This window comes from uncultured Clostridium sp. (assembly GCF_900547735.1).
In the GTDB taxonomy this organism is placed as follows: Bacteria; Bacillota; Clostridia; order Lachnospirales; family Lachnospiraceae; genus Otoolea.
The window spans coordinates 1-21,034 of record NZ_URHZ01000091.1 but is presented as its reverse complement, the minus strand read 5'-3'; the positions used below and the strand labels follow the sequence as shown (position 1 = coordinate 21,034).

General features: G+C 50.3%; 15 protein-coding genes. 11 read left to right on the top strand and 4 right to left on the bottom strand.

The window, feature by feature from the left end:
- Positions 1-133 precede the first annotated feature (133 nt).
- On the top strand, positions 134-1,870 hold the full coding sequence (locus QZT18_RS20775; protein ID WP_294151072.1) for a phospho-sugar mutase: 1,737 nt from the start codon (positions 134-136) through the stop codon (positions 1,868-1,870).
- A gap of 266 nt (positions 1,871-2,136) precedes the next feature.
- Here QZT18_RS20775 and QZT18_RS20770 read toward each other — a convergent pair whose 3' ends face one another.
- On the bottom strand, positions 2,137-2,616 hold the full coding sequence (locus QZT18_RS20770; RefSeq protein ID WP_125143873.1) for an acyl-CoA thioesterase: 480 nt from the start codon (positions 2,614-2,616) through the stop codon (positions 2,137-2,139).
- Between the two features lie 497 nt (positions 2,617-3,113).
- Here QZT18_RS20770 and citD point away from each other — a divergent pair, with 497 nt between their 5' ends.
- Genes citD through citF form a run of 3 tightly spaced genes read left to right on the top strand, consistent with a single transcriptional unit; the run spans position 3,114 to position 5,891 of the window.
- A complete protein-coding gene (gene citD / locus QZT18_RS20765) occupies positions 3,114-3,425 on the top strand; it encodes a citrate lyase acyl carrier protein (protein ID WP_294151069.1) in 312 nt (103 codons plus the stop codon).
- Positions 3,410-4,327 (top strand): CoA ester lyase, encoded by a 918-nt coding sequence (locus QZT18_RS20760; RefSeq protein WP_294151065.1) that lies wholly within the window; start codon positions 3,410-3,412, stop codon positions 4,325-4,327. The genes citD and QZT18_RS20760 overlap by 16 nt, the downstream gene beginning before the upstream one ends.
- Positions 4,302-5,891, top strand: coding sequence for a citrate lyase subunit alpha (gene citF / locus QZT18_RS20755; RefSeq protein WP_294151063.1), 1,590 nt, complete (start codon positions 4,302-4,304; stop codon positions 5,889-5,891). The genes QZT18_RS20760 and citF overlap by 26 nt, the downstream gene beginning before the upstream one ends.
- Here citF and QZT18_RS20750 read toward each other — a convergent pair.
- Entirely contained in the window at positions 5,886-6,785 is a 900-nt protein-coding gene (locus QZT18_RS20750) for a LysR family transcriptional regulator (RefSeq protein WP_294151061.1), read from the bottom strand. The genes citF and QZT18_RS20750 overlap by 6 nt on opposite strands.
- Positions 6,786-6,927: 142 nt before the next feature.
- On the opposite strand from QZT18_RS20750, the gene QZT18_RS20745 reads away from it, so the two are divergent.
- On the top strand, positions 6,928-7,587 hold the full coding sequence (locus QZT18_RS20745; RefSeq protein WP_294151058.1) for a YoaK family protein: 660 nt from the start codon (positions 6,928-6,930) through the stop codon (positions 7,585-7,587).
- Positions 7,588-7,739: 152 nt separating this feature from the next.
- Here the strand turns inward: QZT18_RS20745 and QZT18_RS20740 are convergent, their stop codons facing one another.
- A complete protein-coding gene (locus QZT18_RS20740) occupies positions 7,740-8,858 on the bottom strand; it encodes a putative ABC transporter permease (RefSeq protein ID WP_294151056.1) in 1,119 nt (372 codons plus the stop codon).
- 515 nt (positions 8,859-9,373) lie between these two features.
- On the opposite strand from QZT18_RS20740, the gene QZT18_RS20735 reads away from it, so the two are divergent.
- The 4 genes from QZT18_RS20735 to QZT18_RS20720 all read left to right on the top strand — a co-directional run bounded on the left by QZT18_RS20735 (position 9,374) and on the right by QZT18_RS20720 (position 16,468).
- A complete protein-coding gene (locus QZT18_RS20735) occupies positions 9,374-12,007 on the top strand; it encodes a calcium-translocating P-type ATPase, PMCA-type (protein WP_294151054.1) in 2,634 nt (877 codons plus the stop codon).
- A 135-nt stretch (positions 12,008-12,142) separates the two neighbouring features.
- On the top strand, positions 12,143-13,315 hold the full coding sequence (locus QZT18_RS20730; RefSeq protein WP_294151052.1) for a cyclopropane-fatty-acyl-phospholipid synthase family protein: 1,173 nt from the start codon (positions 12,143-12,145) through the stop codon (positions 13,313-13,315).
- A gap of 440 nt (positions 13,316-13,755) precedes the next feature.
- Complete coding sequence (locus QZT18_RS20725; protein ID WP_294151050.1) at positions 13,756-15,312, top strand: ABC-F family ATP-binding cassette domain-containing protein; 1,557 nt, start codon at positions 13,756-13,758, stop codon at positions 15,310-15,312.
- A 58-nt stretch (positions 15,313-15,370) separates the two neighbouring features.
- Positions 15,371-16,468: a hypothetical protein gene (locus QZT18_RS20720; protein WP_294151048.1), complete on the top strand. Its 1,098-nt coding sequence runs from the start codon at positions 15,371-15,373 to the stop codon at positions 16,466-16,468.
- Positions 16,469-16,771: 303 nt separating this feature from the next.
- Here the strand turns inward: QZT18_RS20720 and QZT18_RS20715 are convergent, their stop codons facing one another.
- Positions 16,772-17,338 (bottom strand): PadR family transcriptional regulator, encoded by a 567-nt coding sequence (locus QZT18_RS20715; protein WP_294151046.1) that lies wholly within the window; start codon positions 17,336-17,338, stop codon positions 16,772-16,774.
- A 312-nt stretch (positions 17,339-17,650) separates the two neighbouring features.
- Between QZT18_RS20715 and QZT18_RS20710 the strand changes: the two genes are divergently transcribed.
- Both QZT18_RS20710 and QZT18_RS20705 read left to right on the top strand, forming a co-directional pair.
- Entirely contained in the window at positions 17,651-18,358 is a 708-nt protein-coding gene (locus QZT18_RS20710) for a YitT family protein (RefSeq protein WP_294151045.1), read from the top strand.
- Positions 18,359-18,381: 23 nt separating this feature from the next.
- Positions 18,382-20,328: an FAD-dependent oxidoreductase gene (locus tag QZT18_RS20705; RefSeq protein ID WP_294151044.1), complete on the top strand. Its 1,947-nt coding sequence runs from the start codon at positions 18,382-18,384 to the stop codon at positions 20,326-20,328.
- Positions 20,329-21,034 lie beyond the last annotated feature (706 nt).

Sequence of the window (21,034 nt, the reverse complement as noted above, 5' to 3'; positions counted from 1 at the left end):
CTCCCACTCCCCCGTCCGCCGTCTTACAGAGGCGTCCTCGCATCTCAATTAAATCTTTATTTTTTCGGGAAAATATACTATAATTGTGGTTAGAAAGCAGCAATGAGAATATGTCAGTGGATGGGAGATAATTATGAAGGATTACATGAAGATTTATAAAGAATGGCTGGATAATCCGTACTTTGACGAGGTAACAAAAGAAGAGTTAAGAAAGATCGCCAATGATGAGAATGAAATCAAAGAGCGCTTTTACATGGATCTGGAATTCGGTACGGCAGGCCTTCGCGGTATTATTGGCGCAGGTATCAATCGTATGAATATTTATACAGTACGCAGGGCTACGCAGGGACTGGCTAATTATATCATCCAGCAGGGAGGGGCCGGCAAGGGAGTCGCAATCGCATTTGACTCACGGCGTATGTCCCCGGAATTTGCCGAGGAAGCAGCCCTCACACTGGCGGCTAACGGAATTAAGGCATACAAGTTTGAATCACTCCGTCCGACACCGGAACTGTCGTTTGCAGTGCGGGAACTGGGCTGTATTGCAGGAATCAATATCACTGCCAGCCACAATCCGCCGGAATATAACGGATACAAAGTTTATTGGGAGGACGGCGCACAGTTTACACCGCCTCACGACAAGGGAGTAACAGAGGAAGTAATGGCAATCACCGATCTCTCCACCGTTAAGACAACGGACGAAGAGAGCGCCAAAGCAGCCGGTAAATACCAGATTATCGGCGCGGAGATTGACGACAAATACATAGCGCAGGTCAAAGCGCAGGTGGTAAACCAGGAAGCCATCGACAAGATGCAGGATCAGATTACGATCGTATACACGCCGCTTCACGGAACCGGCAATATTCCGGCACGCCGCGTGATGAAAGAACTCGGATTTACCCATGTATACGTGGTGCCGGAGCAGGAGCTTCCGGATGGGGAATTCCCGACCGTAAGTTATCCGAACCCGGAGGCAAAAGAGGCGTTTGAACTGGGCCTTAAGCTGGCGGCGGAGAAAGACGCTGATCTCGTACTGGCTACGGATCCGGATGCAGACCGCCTCGGCGTTTATGTAAAAGATGCAAAGTCAGGGGAATATATCCCTTTGACCGGCAATATGTCTGGTTCCCTTCTCTGCGAGTATGTGCTGAGCCAGAAGAAGGCCAAAGGGGAGATCCCGGCCGACGGCCAGGTGGTTAAGTCCATCGTGACCACAAACCTGGTGGATGCCGTAGCAGGCTGTTACGGCGCAGAGCTGGTGGAAGTGCTGACCGGCTTCAAGTGGATCGGCCAGAAGGTTCTTGAGAATGAGAAGGCGGGAAAGGGAACTTACCTGTTTGGAATGGAAGAGAGCTACGGCTGTCTGATCGGCACCTATGCCCGTGACAAGGACGCTATCTCGGCGACGGCAGCGCTCTGTGAGGCAGCCGCTTATTATAAAGAAAAAGGCATGACCCTCTGGGATGCCATGGTAGAGATGTACGAGAAGTACGGATACTACAAAGATGAGGTCCAGTCCATCGGACTCAAAGGAATCGAGGGCCTGGCCAAAATCCAGGAAATCATGGAATATTTCAGGGCCAACACCCCGGCGGAAATGGGCGGCTATAAAGTATTATCCGCAAGAGACTACAAGGAAGACACGATCAAAGACATGGCCACAGGAACCGTAAAACCGACGGGTCTCCCGTCCTCCAACGTGCTTTACTATGATCTGGAAGACAATGCATGGCTCTGTGTAAGACCGTCCGGAACCGAGCCGAAGATTAAATTCTATTACGGCGTCAAAGGCACATCCCTGGAGGATGCGAATGAGAAATCCGCGAAGCTTGGGGATGCGGTGATGGAGACGGTGAATAAGCTGCTGTAGAGATTATGGCGGGCGGTGCCCGAACTTGAATGTCTGCTGCAATTGTGAATATGAACTGGCATAAGGGCCGGGGCATATTCTCATTGCAGCAGATTTTTTTATTCTATAGGAGAGTTCTACGAACTCTCCTATAGAATAAAAAGCCCTTCGGACAGGATGCGCACTTGCGCGAAGATGTAATATGCCACTATGCGGCCTCGCCCGGCGCGTGAGTCCGGTGAGCCGGACTCTTTCTCAGTTATACGAACGTAATTTTCAAACTCTTTCTAGTAATTTTCGATCCGGCGTTGTTTGCGCAGATCGTTCCGGCGTTTTCCGGCATCCCAGGCTGCCTTCTCCTCCTCTGTCTCCAGAATCAGGCCGGGAACGGCTGTCGGATGATCATTTTCGTCCAGCGCGACCATGACAAAAAAGGCAGTGTTGACCAGTTTCCGGGTTCCGTCCAGCGCCTCGACGAAGCTGTCCACCTGTACCTCCATGGACGTGTGGCCCACATAGGTGACCTTGCCCAAAAGAATGAGCGTGTCATTCAGATGGACGGCCTCTTTAAAATGAAGACTGTCAACCGATGCGGTGGTCTGGTTGCAGTGGGAATGGCGGCGGGCTACAACAGCCGCTACGATGTCGATCCACTCCATCAGCTGTCCGCCGAAAAGCCGTCCTGCCCCGTTGATATGGCTGTTTAATATAATCTGTGTCTGTGTCACTGCGGAATCCGCTACGTGCCGCATAAGTTTCTGTTCCATAATGAACGCCCCTTTCTGGATGAAAAAATGTTATGACTCAGTATAAGGCCTTTCGGGGGGAATTGGCAAGACGTTTTATTTTAAAGTTTTGCCGCTTCTGGGCGGTTGTTACTGTTCCCCCTAGCTAAAAGCAGTTGTGCTGCGAACAATAACACGCTTCGCGATGCACAGAAACGGCAAAAACGCCGTTTCGCGCCGCAACCCTCGGGTTTTACCCACAGGGTACGATGTCTGTGACTTTTGCTGCGTTCCACTCACAAAAAACACCCGCGGAATACTGCCTGTGAACGGTAACGGGCGGTTCGTCTGTGGCTGCCCTTAATAATATCCACATAGCATATGAAATGCTTATGGCATATATCTTTATTTTGTATTTTTAATTATAAATCAAACCTGTTATACTTAACAATAAGAAAATACCTGAAACCCCGCATAGACATGGAGTGGACAGTAACATTTAAAGAGCACGGCAGTATCATTTTTCGGAGGGAGACACTATGATGATTAACAAACCGGCCGTCTGCGGCACGCTGGAATCCAGCGATGTACAGATTACAATAAGGCCAAATGAAGGAAAAGGAATAGTAATTGAACTGGACAGCGTTGTCAAAACCATTTTTGGCGATGAGATTTTGAAGACGGTGAGGGAGGTCCTGGAGGAGTTCGGGGTGGAGGATGCCGAGGTCAGCCTGGTTGACAAGGGAGCGCTGGACTGCGTGATACGTTCCAGGATGCAGGCCGTGATTCTCCGCGCTTCCGGGGAGAAATATGACTGGTCAAAGGAGGATGCATTATGGAAAACAGCATGACAAAGAAAAGCAGCTTAAAAAGGACATCCCTCTATGCCAGCGCATCCAGCCCGGTCAACATGATCCAGGCGGCGTTCTATGAGGAAGACTGTCTCGTTTACGATCTGGAGGACTCCGTATCGGCGGCGGAAAAGGACGCGGCCAGGTTTCTGGTCTGCAATGCCCTGCGTTACCACAGACCGAAGGATAAATACGTGGTGGTCCGTGTAAACGGCATCTATTCCGAATATATTGAGGAAGATCTGGAGGCCGTGGTACGGGCCAGGCCGGATGCCATCCGGATTCCCAAGGTGGAATATGGAAGAGAGGTAAAATCCATTTCCGCAAAGATAGCGGAGATTGAGAAAAAAGCGGGAATGGAAGAGGGGACCACCAGACTGTGGTGTAATATTGAATCCTATATGGGCGTCCTGAATGCCAGGGAAATTGCCCTGGCCGATCCGCGTGTGGAGGCGATGGCTCTCGGGGCGGAGGATTTTACCGCCAGCATGGGAGCGGTCAGGACAAGAACCGGCATGGAGGTGTTTTATGCGAGGAATGCCGTTCTTCTGGCATGCCGCGAGGCAGGAATCGATGCCCTCGATATCGTATTTTCCAATATTAACGATATGGAGGGGCTTAAAGAGGATGCCGCCCTGTCAAGAAATCTGGGATTCGACGGCAAAACGGTAATCCATCCAAAGCAGATTGAGGCGGTCAACACCTGTTTTGCTCCAAGCGAGAAGGAAGTGCGCTATGCGGTGAGAGTGCTTCAGACTCTGGAGGAAGGAAAGCAGAAGGGAAAGGGCGTCATCACGCTGGACGGCAGCATGCTCGATAAACCGATGGAGCTGCGCGCAAAGGCAACTCTTGAGAAGGCCAGAGCGGCCGGAATGAATGTGGGAGGTGAGTACCTTGATTAAAAATGCGGTGGGAAGAGAACTTCCCGAAATGATAGGAAACTACAAAGTAAAACCTTATACCGGCATCGAAGGCGACTGCTCTTCGGCAAAGCCGGTGGCATCGGCCAGACACCTGGCCACGGTGAGGCCGGGCGACCGGAAGCTGCAGCCGGGCTTAAAAGAGGCAGTCACAGCAAGCGGACTGAAAGACGGAATGACGATATCCTTCCATCATAGTTTCCGCGAGGGAGATCAGATTATCGGCCAGGTTTTGACGGCAATCAAAGAGCTGGGTATCAAAGGCCTTAAATTTGCCCCCAGCGCAGTGGTAAATATTAAGAATCCGTCTATTGTGGACTTTGTAAAGGACGGCACAATCGTACGGATCGAAGCCAGCGGAATCAGGGGAGAGCTGGGAGACGCCGTATTGGACGGCGTGATGGAGGAACCGGTGATTCTCCGTCCCCATGGCGCAAGGCCGAGAGCGATTGAGGCGGGAGAGCTGTCGGTCGACGTGGCCTTTATAGGAGCCTCTGCGGCCGATGACTACGGCAACGCGACGGGGCTTGTGGGACCGAATGCCTGCGGGGCGCTGGGCTATTCCTTTATCGATGCGATGACCGCGGGAAAAGTAATTATTGTTACCGATAACCTGGTGGAATACCCATGTATCCCGATCAGCATTTCACAGGAATATGTAGATTATGTGGTGGTAGTGGATTCCATCGGAGATACGGCAAAGATAGGCGCCGGGGCGGCCAGAGTGACGAAGAATCCCAGGGATCTTCTGATTGCAAAGAGAGCGGCCGAAGTGATGGCCGCGTCGAGGCGTTTTACCGACGGTTTTGTGTTCCAGACGGGAGCCGGAGCCATCAGCATTGCCTGCACGAAATATCTGGAAGAAAAGATGGAGGAGAGAGGTGTAAAGGCCTCCATGGCTTTGGGCGGAATTCCGGCGGCAATCGTGGAGATGCATGAAAAAGGCCTCGTCCGCACCGTGGCCTGCTCCCAGTCCTTTGACGCCGTGGCCGCGAAAGCGATTGTAGACTATCCCGGCATCATTGAAATTGATAACTCCCTTTACGCCAATCCGGGCAGGAAGGGATGCATGCTGAACCGGGAGACGTTCGGAGTCTTGGCGGCTCTGGAAGTGGACACGGATTTCAACGTCAACATCCTGACCGGCTGCAGCGGAGAGATGATGGGAGGACTCGGCGGCGGGCCTGATGTGGCCGCGGGAGCCCAGATTTCCATTGTGGTACTGCCGATTGTCAGAGGACGTATCCCGTCGGTCGTGAAAAAGGTATTTACCTGCTGTACGCCGGGAGATACGGTGGCTGTTGTTATTACGGAAGCGGGCATTGCCCTGAATCCGAGACATAAAAACTATCAGGAGCTGAAAGAAGACCTTGAAAAAACAAATCTGAAGCTGGTTACCATCGAAGAACTACGGCTTATCGCCGAGGGGATGACGGGAACGCCGAAGCCGATCGAGTGCTCGGATAAAATTACCTGTATCGTCGAGTACAGGGACGGAACGGTTCTGGATGTAATCCATGAGATTAAGCGGCCGGATGAGTTATAAGGGTTCTTCTGACTCAGAGAAAGACTGTTTCACGTAATTCCAGAACGCTTTGGCTCCGGCCGGGAGCAGTCGGTTACGTCCGCAAATCATATAGAGATGGGAGGTCGGCTCCGGTTCGGTGATTTTTAAATAGGCCAGCCTCCGATCATCTGTATACAGCTTGACGGATTCCGGGCAGATGGCAACCCCTGTATTCTGAGCGATCAGGGGGATAATTCCGGCGAGCTGGTTATAAAGCGCAAATATCTGGTAGCTTTCCGAGGCGGAGCTGAACCAGCTCAGGATTTCCCGCTGCAGCGGCTGGCGGGAGGGAATGAACAACGGTTCCCGGCTGAGCCGTTCCAGGGAAACGCCGGTTTCTCCGGCCAGGGGATGATTTTTGCTGACTATGGCAATCCACGTCTCCGTCTTCAGAAAAGCGGTTTCAAATTTCTGTTGTTCCAGCGGCGCACGCACGATCCCGATATCGGCAATACCCTCCTTGATACGGCGGCAGACGTCATTGCTGTTGCCGCACCAGATATCATAGCTGATCTGTGGGTAGAGCGTCTTAAAATCGGGCAGAATAGCGGGCAGGACACTTGCGCTGCAAGTCTCGGTGACTCCCAGCAGCAGTGTTCCCTTCACGGTTTCCTGTTTCATCAGATTAAGCTGTTTTGCGGTGTGATCCGCCAGATTGAGAATATGTTCCGCCTGCTGCGCCAGATATTTCCCTTCCTCCGTCAACTGGATTTTCCGTTTTCCGCGCACGAAAAGCTGAACCCCAAGCTCTTCCTCCAACTGGCTTAGCTGTCTGCTTAAGGGCGGCTGGGAGATGTTGAGCTTGCGTGCGGCATGGGTGATATTCAGTTCGGCAGCAACGGTAAGAAAATATTTTAAAGTTCGAAGTTCCATTTTACGATACCTTTTTTATATGATAATAGTGATATTATATGTATTTTAAATAAATCCGTCAATGTGGTATTATGATAAAAACATAAATTTAGAAGGAAAAGGTTATTGGCCACGGAGTGAACAGTAACCGGAAAAGGGTAAAATGGATACAACACTGCATTATATTATGTCTTATATAGGAGGCTTTTTAGGCGTCTATACAATATTGTTACGAGGCGGAAACTTCGGTTCCGCCCAGACCGGTAACATGATTTATCTGGTTACGGGCTGGTTTGGCGGAAGTTTTCAGGAGATGGTGATACGCGTGATCGCCCTGGTGATTTTCATTGCGTCAATGATTGCCGCATATCTGCTGCCGAAGTACGTGAAGGGCGACATCAGAAGAATTTGTATCTGGGGTGAAATTACGGGTGTCGTGCTGGCGGGATTTCTGCCGGCCGATATGAACAACGTGGTTGCCCTGTATCCGATTTTCGCAGTTTCGGCGTTCCAGTGGGGTGTCTTCAGCGGAGCGAGAGGATACAACAGCGCCACTACATTTTCAACCAACAATCTGAAACAGATGGTACTGGCCCTTACGGACTATGTCAGAACAAAAGAAGCGAAGGAAAAAGATAAAGCGATATTTTATGCGGCTACGCTTATTTCCTTCCAGATAGGTGTTCTGGGCGGCTTCCTTGCAGTCAGTAAGTGGCAGATCGCCGGTATCTGGTCCTGTCTGCTTCCGCTTGGTGCAGCTTTGAGCCTGATAGAACTGAACAGCGCCAGAGTCCGCGTATTAAAGAAAAAGATGGCGGGCTGAAGACGGCAAATGATGAGCCGGGCAATATTAAAGCGGAAAAATAAAAATAACAAATAAAAATAACAACGGATTATGAAAAAGTCGGAGAGTGGTCTCCGGCTTTCTCTTTTACAGCAGTAAAAATATTTTGCGGTGAAACATACCGTTTACCGTTAATCGTTCAATTCCTGAAGCTGCTCTTTAAGTTCTTTCAGGGCAGCGGAAAATCTGGTGGATACGGCCCCCGGGTTCCCCCTCAGCAGACCTCTCCGGTAGAAGTGATGGAATCTGTTTTTCGGCAGCAGGTCGTGGCGCCGCTGCGTTACTTCCTCTAACTGGCCTGTAAGCAGAGCCAGTTTCTCACGTGTGCTCTCCCGGACGGCGGCCAGCCGTTCGGCGGAAACTTCTTTAGCAGCAGCCAGCTTCTCGGCGGAAACTTCTTTGGCGGCGGCCAGCTTCTCGGCGGAAACTTCTTTGGCGGCGGCCAGTCTCTCGACTGAAACTTCTTTGGCAGCGGCCAGCTTCCCGGCCGTTTCCTCCTTGGCGGCAGCCAGTATTTCGGCTGTTTCTTCTTTTGCATTAGCCAGCCGTTCGGCCGTACCTTCCCTGGCCGCGGCCAGTTTATCCGCAGTTTCAAGGAGTGAGACGACAAGGCGTTCCGTGGTCTCTTCCCTGACGGCTGAGACGTGTTCGGCCGCCTCTTCCTTCAGCGCTGCAATGCGGGCCTGGAGATCTTCCATCTCCGCCTTCAGCTTTGTCATGGCTTCCAAAGACTTTCCGAGAGCCAGAGCCTCTTTCGTGGACTCGTAGGCGTCGGCAGTGAACAGGACGGTCACGGCGAAAACGCAGAACAGCAGGATATTAGGGTTAAAATCAAGCACAATCCTGGCGATGGGTTCGTGAATCACTTCCGTCATCAGTATCGTGAGGAAGCCCCAGGCGATGGAAGAGGACAGGCAGATATATCCGTGTATCTGGAATTTCTGGTTGCTGTAATCCCAGTAACGGATTTTAAAAAGCTGCTCCATCATATATCCGGTCACATATTCGAGCGCGGTAGCGGCGATCACGCCGGAGATATACACGAGAAACAGGTTATTTTTAAACGGCAGGGAAACCCACAGCATCATGACGGCCCCGGAGCCATAGAGCGGCAGCATGGGAATGCGGAGGAATCCCCGGTTTACAAAGTGTCTTTGTTTCAGTGAAACGTAGGTGGACTCAAAAATCCACCCAAAGAAACAATATATATAGAAGAAGGCCAACCATTGGTACCAATTATAAGTATACATAAAATCACTCCCGGTTTCTGCCCTGTGTCGGGCGGTTATGATGATTTCTGTCGTATTATGACAATCACTGGAATCTTTTCTATCATATATAATTTTTTCCACAAGTTCAAGGGGGGCGTTTAAAATAATGGACGAAAGAAAAATTCCTTACGGTCCGTCCAATGGCGAAAATACAATAAAGGACTTGCGCGTATTGTGTTTTTTACTGTAAAGAACTTGACAAATGGAGGTTCCTCTGTTACGATAGGAAAACAATTGAAAATCACCCGTGAGGGAGTAGTAAGCGCAGACGCGTGGCAAGTCAACATACTGACCGGAATCGGTCTGGCTTGTCTTAAATAACGAGACTCATGTATAGCTTTTTAGCCGTACACCAGTCTTTTTTTATTTTCATGAAGATCCATGTATGGCCTGGAGGGCTGTATTTGGGTCTTTTTTTATATCATTAGGAACACTTTCCTATGATATAAAAAGCCCTTCGGGCCGGTTTTGAAAATCAAAGGAGGTAACCTGGTATGAGTGAATTTACAAGAAACAGCGAAGAGCTGCTGGTCTGTCTTAAGAGTGATCCAGGCAGAGGACTGACAGAGGAACAGGCAAAGAAAAACAGGGAGGTTTACGGCGCAAACCGCTTTACAAGGGAAAAACCGGAATCTCTTTTTCACAGGATCCTGGCTGCATCTTCCGAGCCGATGATTATCATGCTGATTCTCGCCGGTTTTATTACCCTGGGAGTCAATGCAGCGAGATATTACACCGGAGGTGAGGCCGACTTTCTGGAATGCGTCGGTATCTTTGCGGCCATTTCCCTGTCCGTCGTGATTACGGTGTTTATGGAGGGAAAAAGTGCAAAAGCATTCGAAACACTGAGCCGGATTGGCGAGGATGCCCAGGTAAGAGCCATGCGGAACGGGGAAATCAAAATGATCCCGCAAAAGGATGTGGTGGCCGGTGATATCCTGTACATAGAGACGGGGGATAAACTGCCGGCGGATGGAAGACTTTTGGAGAGCGCGGCGCTGATGGCGGATGAATCGGCCCTGACAGGGGAGAGCATGCCTGTAAAAAAAGACGCACAGGCTGTTTTTACCGATGAAAAGACGCCGGTTGCCGAGCGCAGCAACATGCTCTATTCGGGATGTTTTATTACGGAGGGCAGCGGCAGGATGGTGGTGACCGGAGTCGGTGATCACACGGAATTCGGAAAAATAGCCGGGGAGCTGTCTTCCGTGGACAAAAGTACGACGCCGCTTCAGGAGAAGATGGCCCGCCTGGGAAAAAATATTACGGTCCTGGGAACCACCGCGGCCGCGGCCGTTTTTCTTCTCCAGCTTTTTATCTTTATCTCAAACGGAACAGCGTCGCTTGATACGGTTTCGGAGGCGTTTATTACCAGTATTGTCCTGATAGTTGCGGCCGTGCCGGAGGGCCTGCCGACCATCGTCGCCGTATCCCTGGCGATCAATATCATCAAGATGTCCAAACAGAACGCCCTGGTGAAGAAAATGATTGCCTGCGAGACAGTCGGCTGTATCAATGTGATTTGTTCCGATAAGACCGGAACCCTGACAAAAAATAAAATGACGGTGACGGATGTATTTTTTCACGGGACGCTGGTAAAACCGGATGAACTGACGGATCGCGATCTGCTGGAAAACTTCTGCATCAACTCCACCGCGGATCTCCGGCAGGAAGACGAACGGGTGGAGTTCATCGGTAATCCGACGGAATGTTCACTCCTGGCGGCTGCCGGAAAAGCGGGATATGATTACAGGAAGCTGCGTTCCGGCGCAGAGATTCTCCACAGATACCCGTTTACCTCGGAAAGCAAAAATATGACAACCGTGATTGTGGACGGCAAAGTCTGTCTTGCCTACAGTAAGGGCAGCCCGGAAAAAATCATGTCCATGTGCGGGATGGGAGAGAAAGAGCGGCAGGAGGCGGAGGCACAGATTGTGGAATTTCAGTCAAAAGCCTGCCGCGTCATTGGATTTGCCCATAAGAACCTGGACGTGGAACCCGATTTTGAAACGGAGCGCGCAGGGATTGAATCGGAGATGGTGTTCGACGGATTTGCGGCAATCACGGATCCTCTGAGGGATGATGTGTATCAGGCGGCGGGGCGCTGCCGTGCGGCGGGCATCGACCTTAAGATGCTGACCGGCGATAATATAGTGACGGCCAGGGCAATTGCAGGGGAGCTGGGACTTCTCGATGATGCCCACACGGCCGTGGAAGCGGGCGAGATAGAAGGACTTTCGGAGCAGGAACTGGCCGCAGCGCTTCCGGGAATCAGCGTAATCGCCAGGAGTACGCCTGTTATCAAGATGAGGGTGGTAAATGCGCTCAAGTCGTTAGGCAATGTGGTTGCGGTCACCGGAGACGGCATCAACGACGCACCGGCCATTAAGAACGCCGACGTCGGAGTGGCAATGGGAATATCGGGTACGGAGGTGTCCAAGGAGGCCAGCGACATTGTACTGCTGGACGACAGCTTTTCCACAATTGTGAAGGCCGTCCAGTGGGGACGCGGCATCTACGAAAATTTCCAGCGTTTCATCCAGTTCCAGCTCACGGTGAACCTGTCCTCGGTCATTGTAGTGCTGGCGTCCATTCTCTCCGGATTTACGGCGCCCTTTACGGCGCTTCAGCTTTTATGGATTAACATTATTATGGACGGCCCGCCTGCACTGACACTGGGACTGGAGCCGATCAGGGGCGATCTGATGGACCGGAAACCCACACGGCGCGATTCCAACATCGTTTCACGCGGAATGCTCTCAAGGATTCTGGTCAACGGTATTTTTATTTCCGTGGTATTTATGGCCCAGCACTGGACTAATTTCCTGGGAGGGACGGAGGAACAGCTCCCTACCATTCTGTTCACGCTGTTTGTGGTGTTCCAGTTGTTCAACGCCTTTAACAGCCGTGAGCTGGGCAGCAAAAGTATTTTAAAGAACATGGCCTCCAACCGGCTGATGCTGGGAGTTTTTGCCCTGACCTTCGGACTGCAGGTTGTCATCACCCAGTATGGCGGCGCATTTTTCGGGACGGTGCCGCTTCCCGGATTCATGTGGGTGCGGATTGTGCTTTTGGGATGTTCCGTCATACTTATATCGGAGCTGGCAAAGCTGCTTAAGAGGGCATAGAATGATGAAGCTGTGAACGAAGCGGCCATAAACCGGCTGCGGTAATATTTCAGAATCCCCTTCCCGCCCGGAATAAATTCTTTCTTCCTGGAAAAACTGTTAGAAAAAGGAACCGGAAAGAAAGGTGGAACTAAAATGGTCAGGGAACTGGAAGAAAATGTAATGGTGAACTTTATGAAACGATTTTCAGAGCACCCGTTTCTGATAAAGGTAGACGGAAAAGAATTCAGCGTGGGGGAGGGGGATCCGGAATTTGCAGTCAGCATCAAGCATCCCATCCCGCTTACGAATCTTGCCGCCAGCACGTCGCTGGCGCTGGGGGAGGCATATATGGAAGGGGCTCTCGACATAGAGGGGGATCTCTACCACGCGCTGGATCATTTTCTGGGGCAGATGGGAAAATTCTCCACGGACAGGAAGGGACTGAAAAAGCTCCTCTATCCGGCTCTGTCCCGAAAGAATCAGAAGACGGAAGTGACGAGCCACTACGACATCGGCAATGAGTTTTATAAGCTCTGGCTGGATGAGACGATGAGTTACTCCTGCGGATATTTCAGGAGTGAGGACGACACTCTGCAGCAGGCCCAGGAGAACAAGGTGGATTATATCCTGAGCAAGCTCTGTCTGAAAGAGGGAATGAGTCTCGTGGACATCGGGTGCGGCTGGGGATATCTGCTGATACGCGCCGCAAAACAGTACCGCGTCAAGGGGACGGGAATTACCCTCAGCGAGGAACAGTACCGTGAATTCTCCCGCCGGATCAGCGAGGAGGGACTGGAGGATCTGCTGACGGTAAAACTGATGGATTACCGGGATCTGCCCGAGACGGGACTGAGCTTTGACAGGGCGGTGAGCGTTGGCATGGTGGAGCATGTGGGAAGAGGAAATTACCAGCTTTTCACGGACTGCGTAAACAGTATCCTGAAACCGGGCGGACTGTTTCTTCTCCACTTCATCAGCGGACTGAAAGAGTATCCGGGAGACCCCTGGATCAAAAAATATATATTCCCGGGCGGAGTCGTGCCGAGCCTCAGGGAAATGCTGTACTGCCTGTGCGAAGACAATTTCCACACACTGGACGTGGAGAACCTGCGCCTGCATTATAATAAAACCCTCCGGTGCTGGGAACAGAATTACAGGGAACACATCGATGAGGTGAAAGAAATGTTTGATGAGAAGTTTGCCAGGATGTGGGAACTTTATCTCTGTTCCTGTGCGGCGACCTTCCACAATGGGATTATTGATCTGCATCAGATTCTTGTGTCCAAAGGGGTAAATAATGAGCTGTCGCCGGTGCGGTGGTATTAAGCAATTCCTGGGACTGAATATCAAACACTTTTCAAGAATCGTGCGCATCAACAGAACCATCCATCTGCTTCACAATGCCCAAAACAGTATTTAACACAGCTCACGATTAATTAAAAACTCCCCACCGGGAGTTTTTTTAATCCCCCAATTCCATTCTTCTAACAGCGTGAAACACACAGCCGCTCCCGGCCAGGGACGGGGAGACAATGGCCCAGGCGTCTTCAGGGTGCGCAGGCGGCCCGTATCCCCCGCCGGGCCGCCTGCGCACCCTGAAGACTCACCACCTCCCACTCACCCCCGTCCCAATCATCATTCCCACTTGCATCATCCCGTTTTGTCATGTAGAATGGTGAGGTGGAAACCCAAAAAAGAACAAAACAGGCGCCGGAATCTCCTATTCATGGGGTTCTGTCCCTGATATTAATCGAGGAGTTTATAAAATGAGTATATTAAACGTAGAACATTTGAGCCATGGATTTGGTGACAGGGCAATTTTTCATGATGTATCTTTCAGGCTGCTGAAAGGGGAACATATCGGCCTGATTGGAGCGAACGGAGAAGGAAAATCCACGTTCATGAATATTATCACAGGCAAACTTCAGCCGGACGAGGGAAAAGTGGAGTGGGCGAAGAGAGTCCGCATCGGCTATCTGGATCAGCATACGGTCCTGGAAAAGGGAATGACAATCCGGGATGTCTTAAAGAACGCATTCGCCTTCCTGTTTGAGTTGGAGGGACAGATGAACGACATCTGCGATCACCTGGGTGATGCGCCTGAGGATGAGATGAATGCGATGATGGAGGAACTGGGAACCATCCAGGATCTTCTGATGAACCACGACTTTTATTCCATCGATGCAAAGGTCGAGGAGGTCGGACGCGCCCTGGGACTTACAGACATCGGTCTGGACAAGGATGTAACCGATCTGAGCGGAGGCCAGAGAACCAAGGTCCTTTTGGGCAAACTTCTTCTGGAAAAGCCGGATATCCTGCTCCTGGACGAGCCGACTAACTATCTGGATGTGCAGCACATTGAATGGCTGAAACGCTACCTGCTGGAGTATGAGAATGCCTTTATTCTGATTTCCCATGACATTCCGTTCCTGAACAGCGTTATCAATATTATTTACCACATGGAAAACCAGCGCCTTGACCGGTATGTGGGAGATTATGATAAATTCCAGGAAGTGTATGAGGTCAAAAAGAGCCAGTTGGAAGCTGCCTATAAGAAACAGCAGCAGGAGATTTCCCAGCTCCAGGATTTCGTTGCAAGAAATAAGGCCAGGGTTGCTACAAGAAATATGGCAATGTCACGCCAGAAGAAACTGGACAAGATGGATGTAATTGAATTGGCAAGGGAAAAACCAAAGCCGGAATTCCATTTCCTGGAGGCAAGAGCCACGGGGAAATGTATTTTTGAGACGGAGGGACTGGTAATCGGATACGATGAGCCGCTTTCCAAACCGCTCGATCTCTATATGGAGCGCGGTGAGAAGATTGTGCTGACCGGAGCTAACGGAATTGGTAAAACCACGCTTTTAAAGAGTATTCTCGGACTGATTCCCTCCCTGGAGGGCAAGGTGACGCTGGGCGACTATCTCTATATTGGATATTTTGAACAGGAGATGGCTCCGGGCAATACGACTACCTGTATTGAGGAAATATGGAAGGAATTCCCTTCTTATACCCAGTACCAGGTTCGCTCCGCTCTGGCAAAATGCGGTCTGACCACCAAACATATCGAGAGTCAGGTCCGGGTTCTAAGCGGCGGCGAGCAGGCGAAGGTAAGGTTATGTAAACTGATTAACAGGGAGTCAAACCTGCTTCTTCTGGACGAGCCGACCAACCATCTGGACGTGGAGGCAAAGGAAGAGTTAAAACGCGCGCTGACGGAATACAAGGGGAATATTGTTTTAATCTGCCATGAACCCGACTTTTATGAAGGTTTTGCCACAAAAGTATGGGATTGCAGCCAGTGGAGCCTTAAAATCCAGTAATGCCGGAGAAGCCGGAAGAACACCGTGAACCGTCTTACGCAAGAGGAGGGGAAGAGGGATGAAAAAGAAAATCTGCCCGGTCTGTGATACAGAACTTAAGCGGGGAAACTTCTGTCCGGTCTGCAGGAAGATAGTATGGCAGCCCAGATACGAGAGGCGAAACTATAACCTGAATGAAAGCCGCGGCGACGCATCTCCTTACTCTGTGAAAGAATCACCGGCGGGCGGCGAAAGACAGTATGACGATATTTCTTCTGAGGAAGATGCGCTGCAAAAAACGCCGGGCCCCGTATACAGGAGGGCGGAAACACAGCGCCGGGAGCCGGAGGTAAACCACCTTCCGCCTCCTTCCGGCAGACCGGGCCCTGTATATCATCCGGCAGGCGGGAGGCGGCGGAGCGGCTTTCCTCCGTCGGTCATCATCGCCACGGCTCTGGCAGCGGTCGTGATAATAGGAGTGATATTTGCAGAGCCGAGAGTTCCCTATGGAACGGGCGGCGACGGTTTTATCCTGGAGCTGCCTGACGGAGGAGATAACCGGGATGACGGATACGGCAGCACGTACCAGGAATATGAAGTGAGTGAAGAAGAGGCCAGGGCGGCGGAATCGGACTGCGACTGGTATTCCCATTCCCGGCTTACCGTCACCGGAGCCGAGGAAGCGATCGACGATTTTATTTTCGAGTTCGACAGCATTGAGGTAAATATTGAGCGCTACAGTGACAACAGGAAATACGTTTACGATGACGGCCGGGAGGAGACTTCCTTTGCCAGCGGTAATAAATACCATGTCAAAAAGGCCAACCGCGGGGCTGGCGGTGAGATAGAGCTGAATTATGACACATCGACCGGACGGGTGCACTATTTTTATATCTCAGGAAGCGATATTGATTTTGTTACATCATGGGCAATGAGACTTGGGAAAATCATGGATGATTCCGATGCGGTGAAAAGTATGACCGCGGAGGAGATGGAGGAAGCGCTGCGCACTCTTCCTGGTATGGATCCGGAAGATTATGATGACGAGCTGTGGCTGTATGGCGACGACTGGTATCTATACGGATATCCGTATGATGGCATGTACGCTGTCTGGCTGGAGGCCGATGAGCGGATGGAAGAGTACGCGCAGGTGATACATCAACAGTCATATCAATAAGAAAAGCAGAACCTCCATCGGTGTTGCCCGATGGAGGTCTGCTTTTCTTAATTGGGAATGGTAGGTATATATAAAAAAGAAATTGGCTTAGGGGGGCCGGACGGTTATTACCATCCGGTATGAGTATGAAAAAGTTTAATTAACTTTCATGTTTATATTATGCCAGTAAATTATGTTGAAAGTATGGACATTCCATAAAAAAATCCTAAAAAGTATTGAAAAAGAATAAACTCTTGATATACAAAAAAATTTAAACGCTTTATGGCGGAATATCCGCCAGTAAAAGGGGATATTATTCCTCTGTTAAAGAGAATCATTATCATTTCTGTTGCACCGTTCGGTACATAGCCGGATGCATGTTTCTAACCAGTTACACATGCCCTCTTCCCGGGTGACAGCTCCTAAAAGCACAAGATAATCACTAAACTCCGCCTCGCCCAGTTTTGAGACTGAATCAAACTTTTCAGAATTATTTCTTAAATGCATCAGGCGCTCCTGGTGCTGTGAGAGCTGATTTTGCAGAAGCAGTATTCTCTGCCCGGAAGGGAGGCAGTCGGAAAAAAATAATTGCAGTTTAAATTCGTCTTTCGGAACCGGTTTCATTTTACAGAAGGTTTTTTCCCACTCCAGTAATTTATCTTTTCCCGCATCGGTGATCGTATACAACTTTTTCTCCAACACATTTCCTGAAATCTCAGTTTTAAATTCCACGAGTTTATTATCGGTCAGAGCCTTAAGTTCCGGGTAAATCTGGCTGTGCTTGGCGCTCCAGAATTCGGAAAGATTGGCCTCAAATTCTTTTGACAAATCATATCCGGTCATATCTTTACGGTTGAGGAGGCCGAGTATTGCATATTGTAAAGTTCCCATATTTGCTCACTGTCCTTTCATAAGAGGGGGCTGTAACGATTCAATATCTTCCTGGCGGCTGCCCTGCGATGTAGAAAAACGGTAATAAACACCGTTTCAGGCTGGAAAAACACTTCGCGTGACATTACCTGCGGAACAGTTACAGAATTCTAATAAAAAGTATAGCATAGAAGTACAATTAAATCCAGACTTAATAAATGTATAAATAAACATGTTTATATTGACACGTTTGGAGAGCGGTGATATTATAAATTCCGGAAGCCATTTTACAATGGGTACAAAACGACAGAACAATTTTAAGAGGTGGAGAAAATGGAAAAGACAAAGCGTTATATTATTTTTATTCTGGGACTGCTTGTAAATTCCCTGGGCGTAAGTTTAGTAACCAAAGCGAATCTGGGGACTTCCCCCATATCTTCGATTCCGTACGTACTGAGCATGAACTTTTCACTGTCGCTCGGAACATTTACCGTGCTGTTCAGCCTGCTTTTAATCTGGCTTCAGCTTTTGATTCTCCGGAAAAATTTTAAATTTGAACATATGCTCCAGATTCCGGTTGCATTCGCGTTTGGCATTTTCATTGATTTATGTATGGTTCTGTTGGAATTTATGCATCCGGAACAATATGGGATGAAATTTTTCTGTCTGATACTCGGCTGTCTCGTCCTCGGCATCGGCGTCTACATGGAAATTCTGGCCGACGTTGTTATGCTTCCGGGGGAATCCTTTGTGCGCTCCATTGTCTTTCGCTGGAAACGCGAATTTGGCACGACGAAGGTTGCATTTGACGTATCAATGACAATTGGCGCCGGAGTGTTGTCCTTCCTGTTTGCAGGCAGGCTTTCGGGAGTCAGGGAAGGGACGGTTATCGCGGCCGTTCTGGTCGGGCTGATTGCGAGATTGATAGGAAGCAGACTTGCCTTTCTTTCAAATGGACTGTTTATGGTTCCAGTCGGCGGTTCGTGTAAAAGTGATGGACCGGGCAAAATTGATAAACAGCCGGATTCATTAAAAATTTAGTTGGTGAAGAGAGGAAAAACAATATGAAACGAAAATACCCACATTTATGCCGTCCAATTACACTTGGCAATGTAACATTCAGAAACCGTATGTTTGCGTCCCCAATCGGAGCAACCGATATTGACAGGGACTGTGTCCCGGGAGAGCGGACCCGTGCGTTCTATGAACTCCGTGCAAGGGGCGGAGCTGCGGCCGTAACAATAAGCGAACTGGTGGTCCACCCGGAGACGGATGGCTCTCATATGCTTCATTTAGACCTCGCTACCGTTGGTTCCCTTGCCGCATTCACATTCTGCGCCGATTCCATTAAAAGACACGGGGCCGTTCCCAGCGTGGAATTTTCCCATTCCGGGCAGTATGCCGGTACGTACATGGCGGACAAAAATAAGAAACAGGGCTTGAACCAGTTCGGGCCGGATGACGCTGTGCGCCCGGACGGAATGAAAGTAAAGGCACTTACAAAAGGCCAGATTGCCGATATTGTAAAACGCTACGGCGAAACGGCTGTTCTGGCAAAACGGGCAGGGTTTGAGATGATTATGATTCACGGAGGACATACATGGCTCCTCAACCAGTTCATATCTCCCTACTTCAACCATAGAACCGATGAGTACGGCGGTTGTTTTGAGAACCGCATGCGGTTTACGCTCGAAGTGTTAAAAGCGGTCCGGGAAGCTGTCGGTCCCCTGTTTCCAATTGAGTTCCGTATGAGCGGATCCGAGTTGTTCGAGGGCGGATATGACATCGACGAAGGAATTAGGATTGCGCAGGCGGTGGAAGAATACGTGGATCTGATCCATGTATCGGCCGGCTCCTATCAGTTCGGATTTTTCCGCACCCATCCGTCCATGTTCTCCGGGCACGGCTGCAACGTATATCTGGCGGCAGAAATCAAAAAACATGTAAAGAAACCGGTGGCCACCATAGGGGCTTTAAACGATCCGGCGCAGATGGAAGAAATTATTGCATCCGGGAAAGCGGATGTCATATATATGGGACGCGCCTTACTGGCCGATCCCTATCTGCCGCAGAAGGCAGCGGCGGGAGAGGATGATAAGATAGTAAAATGCCTCCGCTGTTTCGCATGTATGGCGGAACGTCCGACGACCCAGACCCGCCGCTGCACGGTAAACCCGGTAATCGGACGTGAAATTGAAGGTACGGAAGTGCTCCCGGCATCCCGAAAGAAAAAGGTGCTGGTTGTGGGCGGCGGCGTAGCAGGGCTGAAGGCAGCCGTGACAGCGGCACAGCGGGGCCATGAAGTGATTCTCTGTGAAAAGTCGGATAAGACGGGCGGAATCTTAAAATGCGAGCAGGCAATCGATTTTAAGCGTGAGATGTATGAGCTGGGACTGGCCCTGGAAGCGCAGGCGGAAGAGGCGGGAGTTGAAATCCGCCGCAGCACGGAAGTAACTCCTGAATATGCGGAAAAAATCAATGCAGATTACATGATTCTGGCAGTCGGTTCCAGACCCATCGTACCGCCGCTGCCCGGAATGGATGGAGAAAACGTGGTAATTGTAAATAATTACTATCTGGAAAAAGAGAGAGTCGGCGGTTCAGTTGTGGTTCTTGGCGGCGGGCTGGCCGGATGCGAGGCGGCAATCCACCTTGCACAGGAAGGCAAAAAGGTTCATCTGGTAGAGATGAGGGATACGCTTGCCCCCGACGCCAATATCCGCCACCGTCCGATTCTTATGAAGATGATAGACGAATATGTGGAGGCACACACGGGATATCAGGGCATAAAGGTAACCGCCGACGGTGTGCTCTGTAAAGATCACGAGGGCAGGGAGGTACTGGTTCCGGGAAAAACCGTCGTCTGCGCAGTCGGACAAAGGGCGGACCGGGAGAGTGTAAACGCACTTCTGGACGCAGCGCCGGCAGTGCGCCAGATAGGCGACTGCGTCAGGCCGGGCAATATAACGGCTGCGATTTACCAGGGATATCATGCCGGGATGGACATATAGGGACTGGATAGAAAGAGTAAAACAGATAGAAAGAGTAAATCAGAGATTCACTGACACGGCGGTTCTGCACCGGGCGTTGTCCGGGGTAGGATTCATGAAATGGAATTCTACCCGGACAGGCGCCCGGTGTTTTTTGTTATACCCTGGATTCCGGATCGGAAACGTTGTAATAGTCCATTACAAAGTTCCAGAAATCTTTTGCCACCTCCGTCATCTGTGCTTTGCGGCGGCGCATCAGATAGAGCGTGCGGGTGGTATCGTGATCCAGGATAGTAAAACTGCGTGTAGCGGGAGAAAGTTTATGGACGGTGGGAAGACAGCATTCTGGAAGAAAGCGGCCGCTATGTAGTCGTAAATCTTTTACCTTATGAAGGTATTTCGGGCTGGATTCAGAGATAATATAAAGCCAAATTTTATGATTGATTAAAAATTCAACGGTTATTTAAGGATAGGTCAGGTGCCAAAGCTCAGACTCTTCAATTTAATACCATACAGGGGCAATCTCCTGGAATCCGGGAAAACGTAGTGGCAGCGACAGTACCTCCCCCTTTGAAGGGATAAGAACAAATCAGCGGCAGCAGGCCGGAGTTTGGGATGGCGAAAACCTTCGCGTCTTCAGTCCCGGAGGTTATAAAGGGCAGAGGGAAGGGGCTGTTACCCTGAACAGGTTGTATTCCGCGAGGTGTTTTGTGTGAGTGCAGCGTAG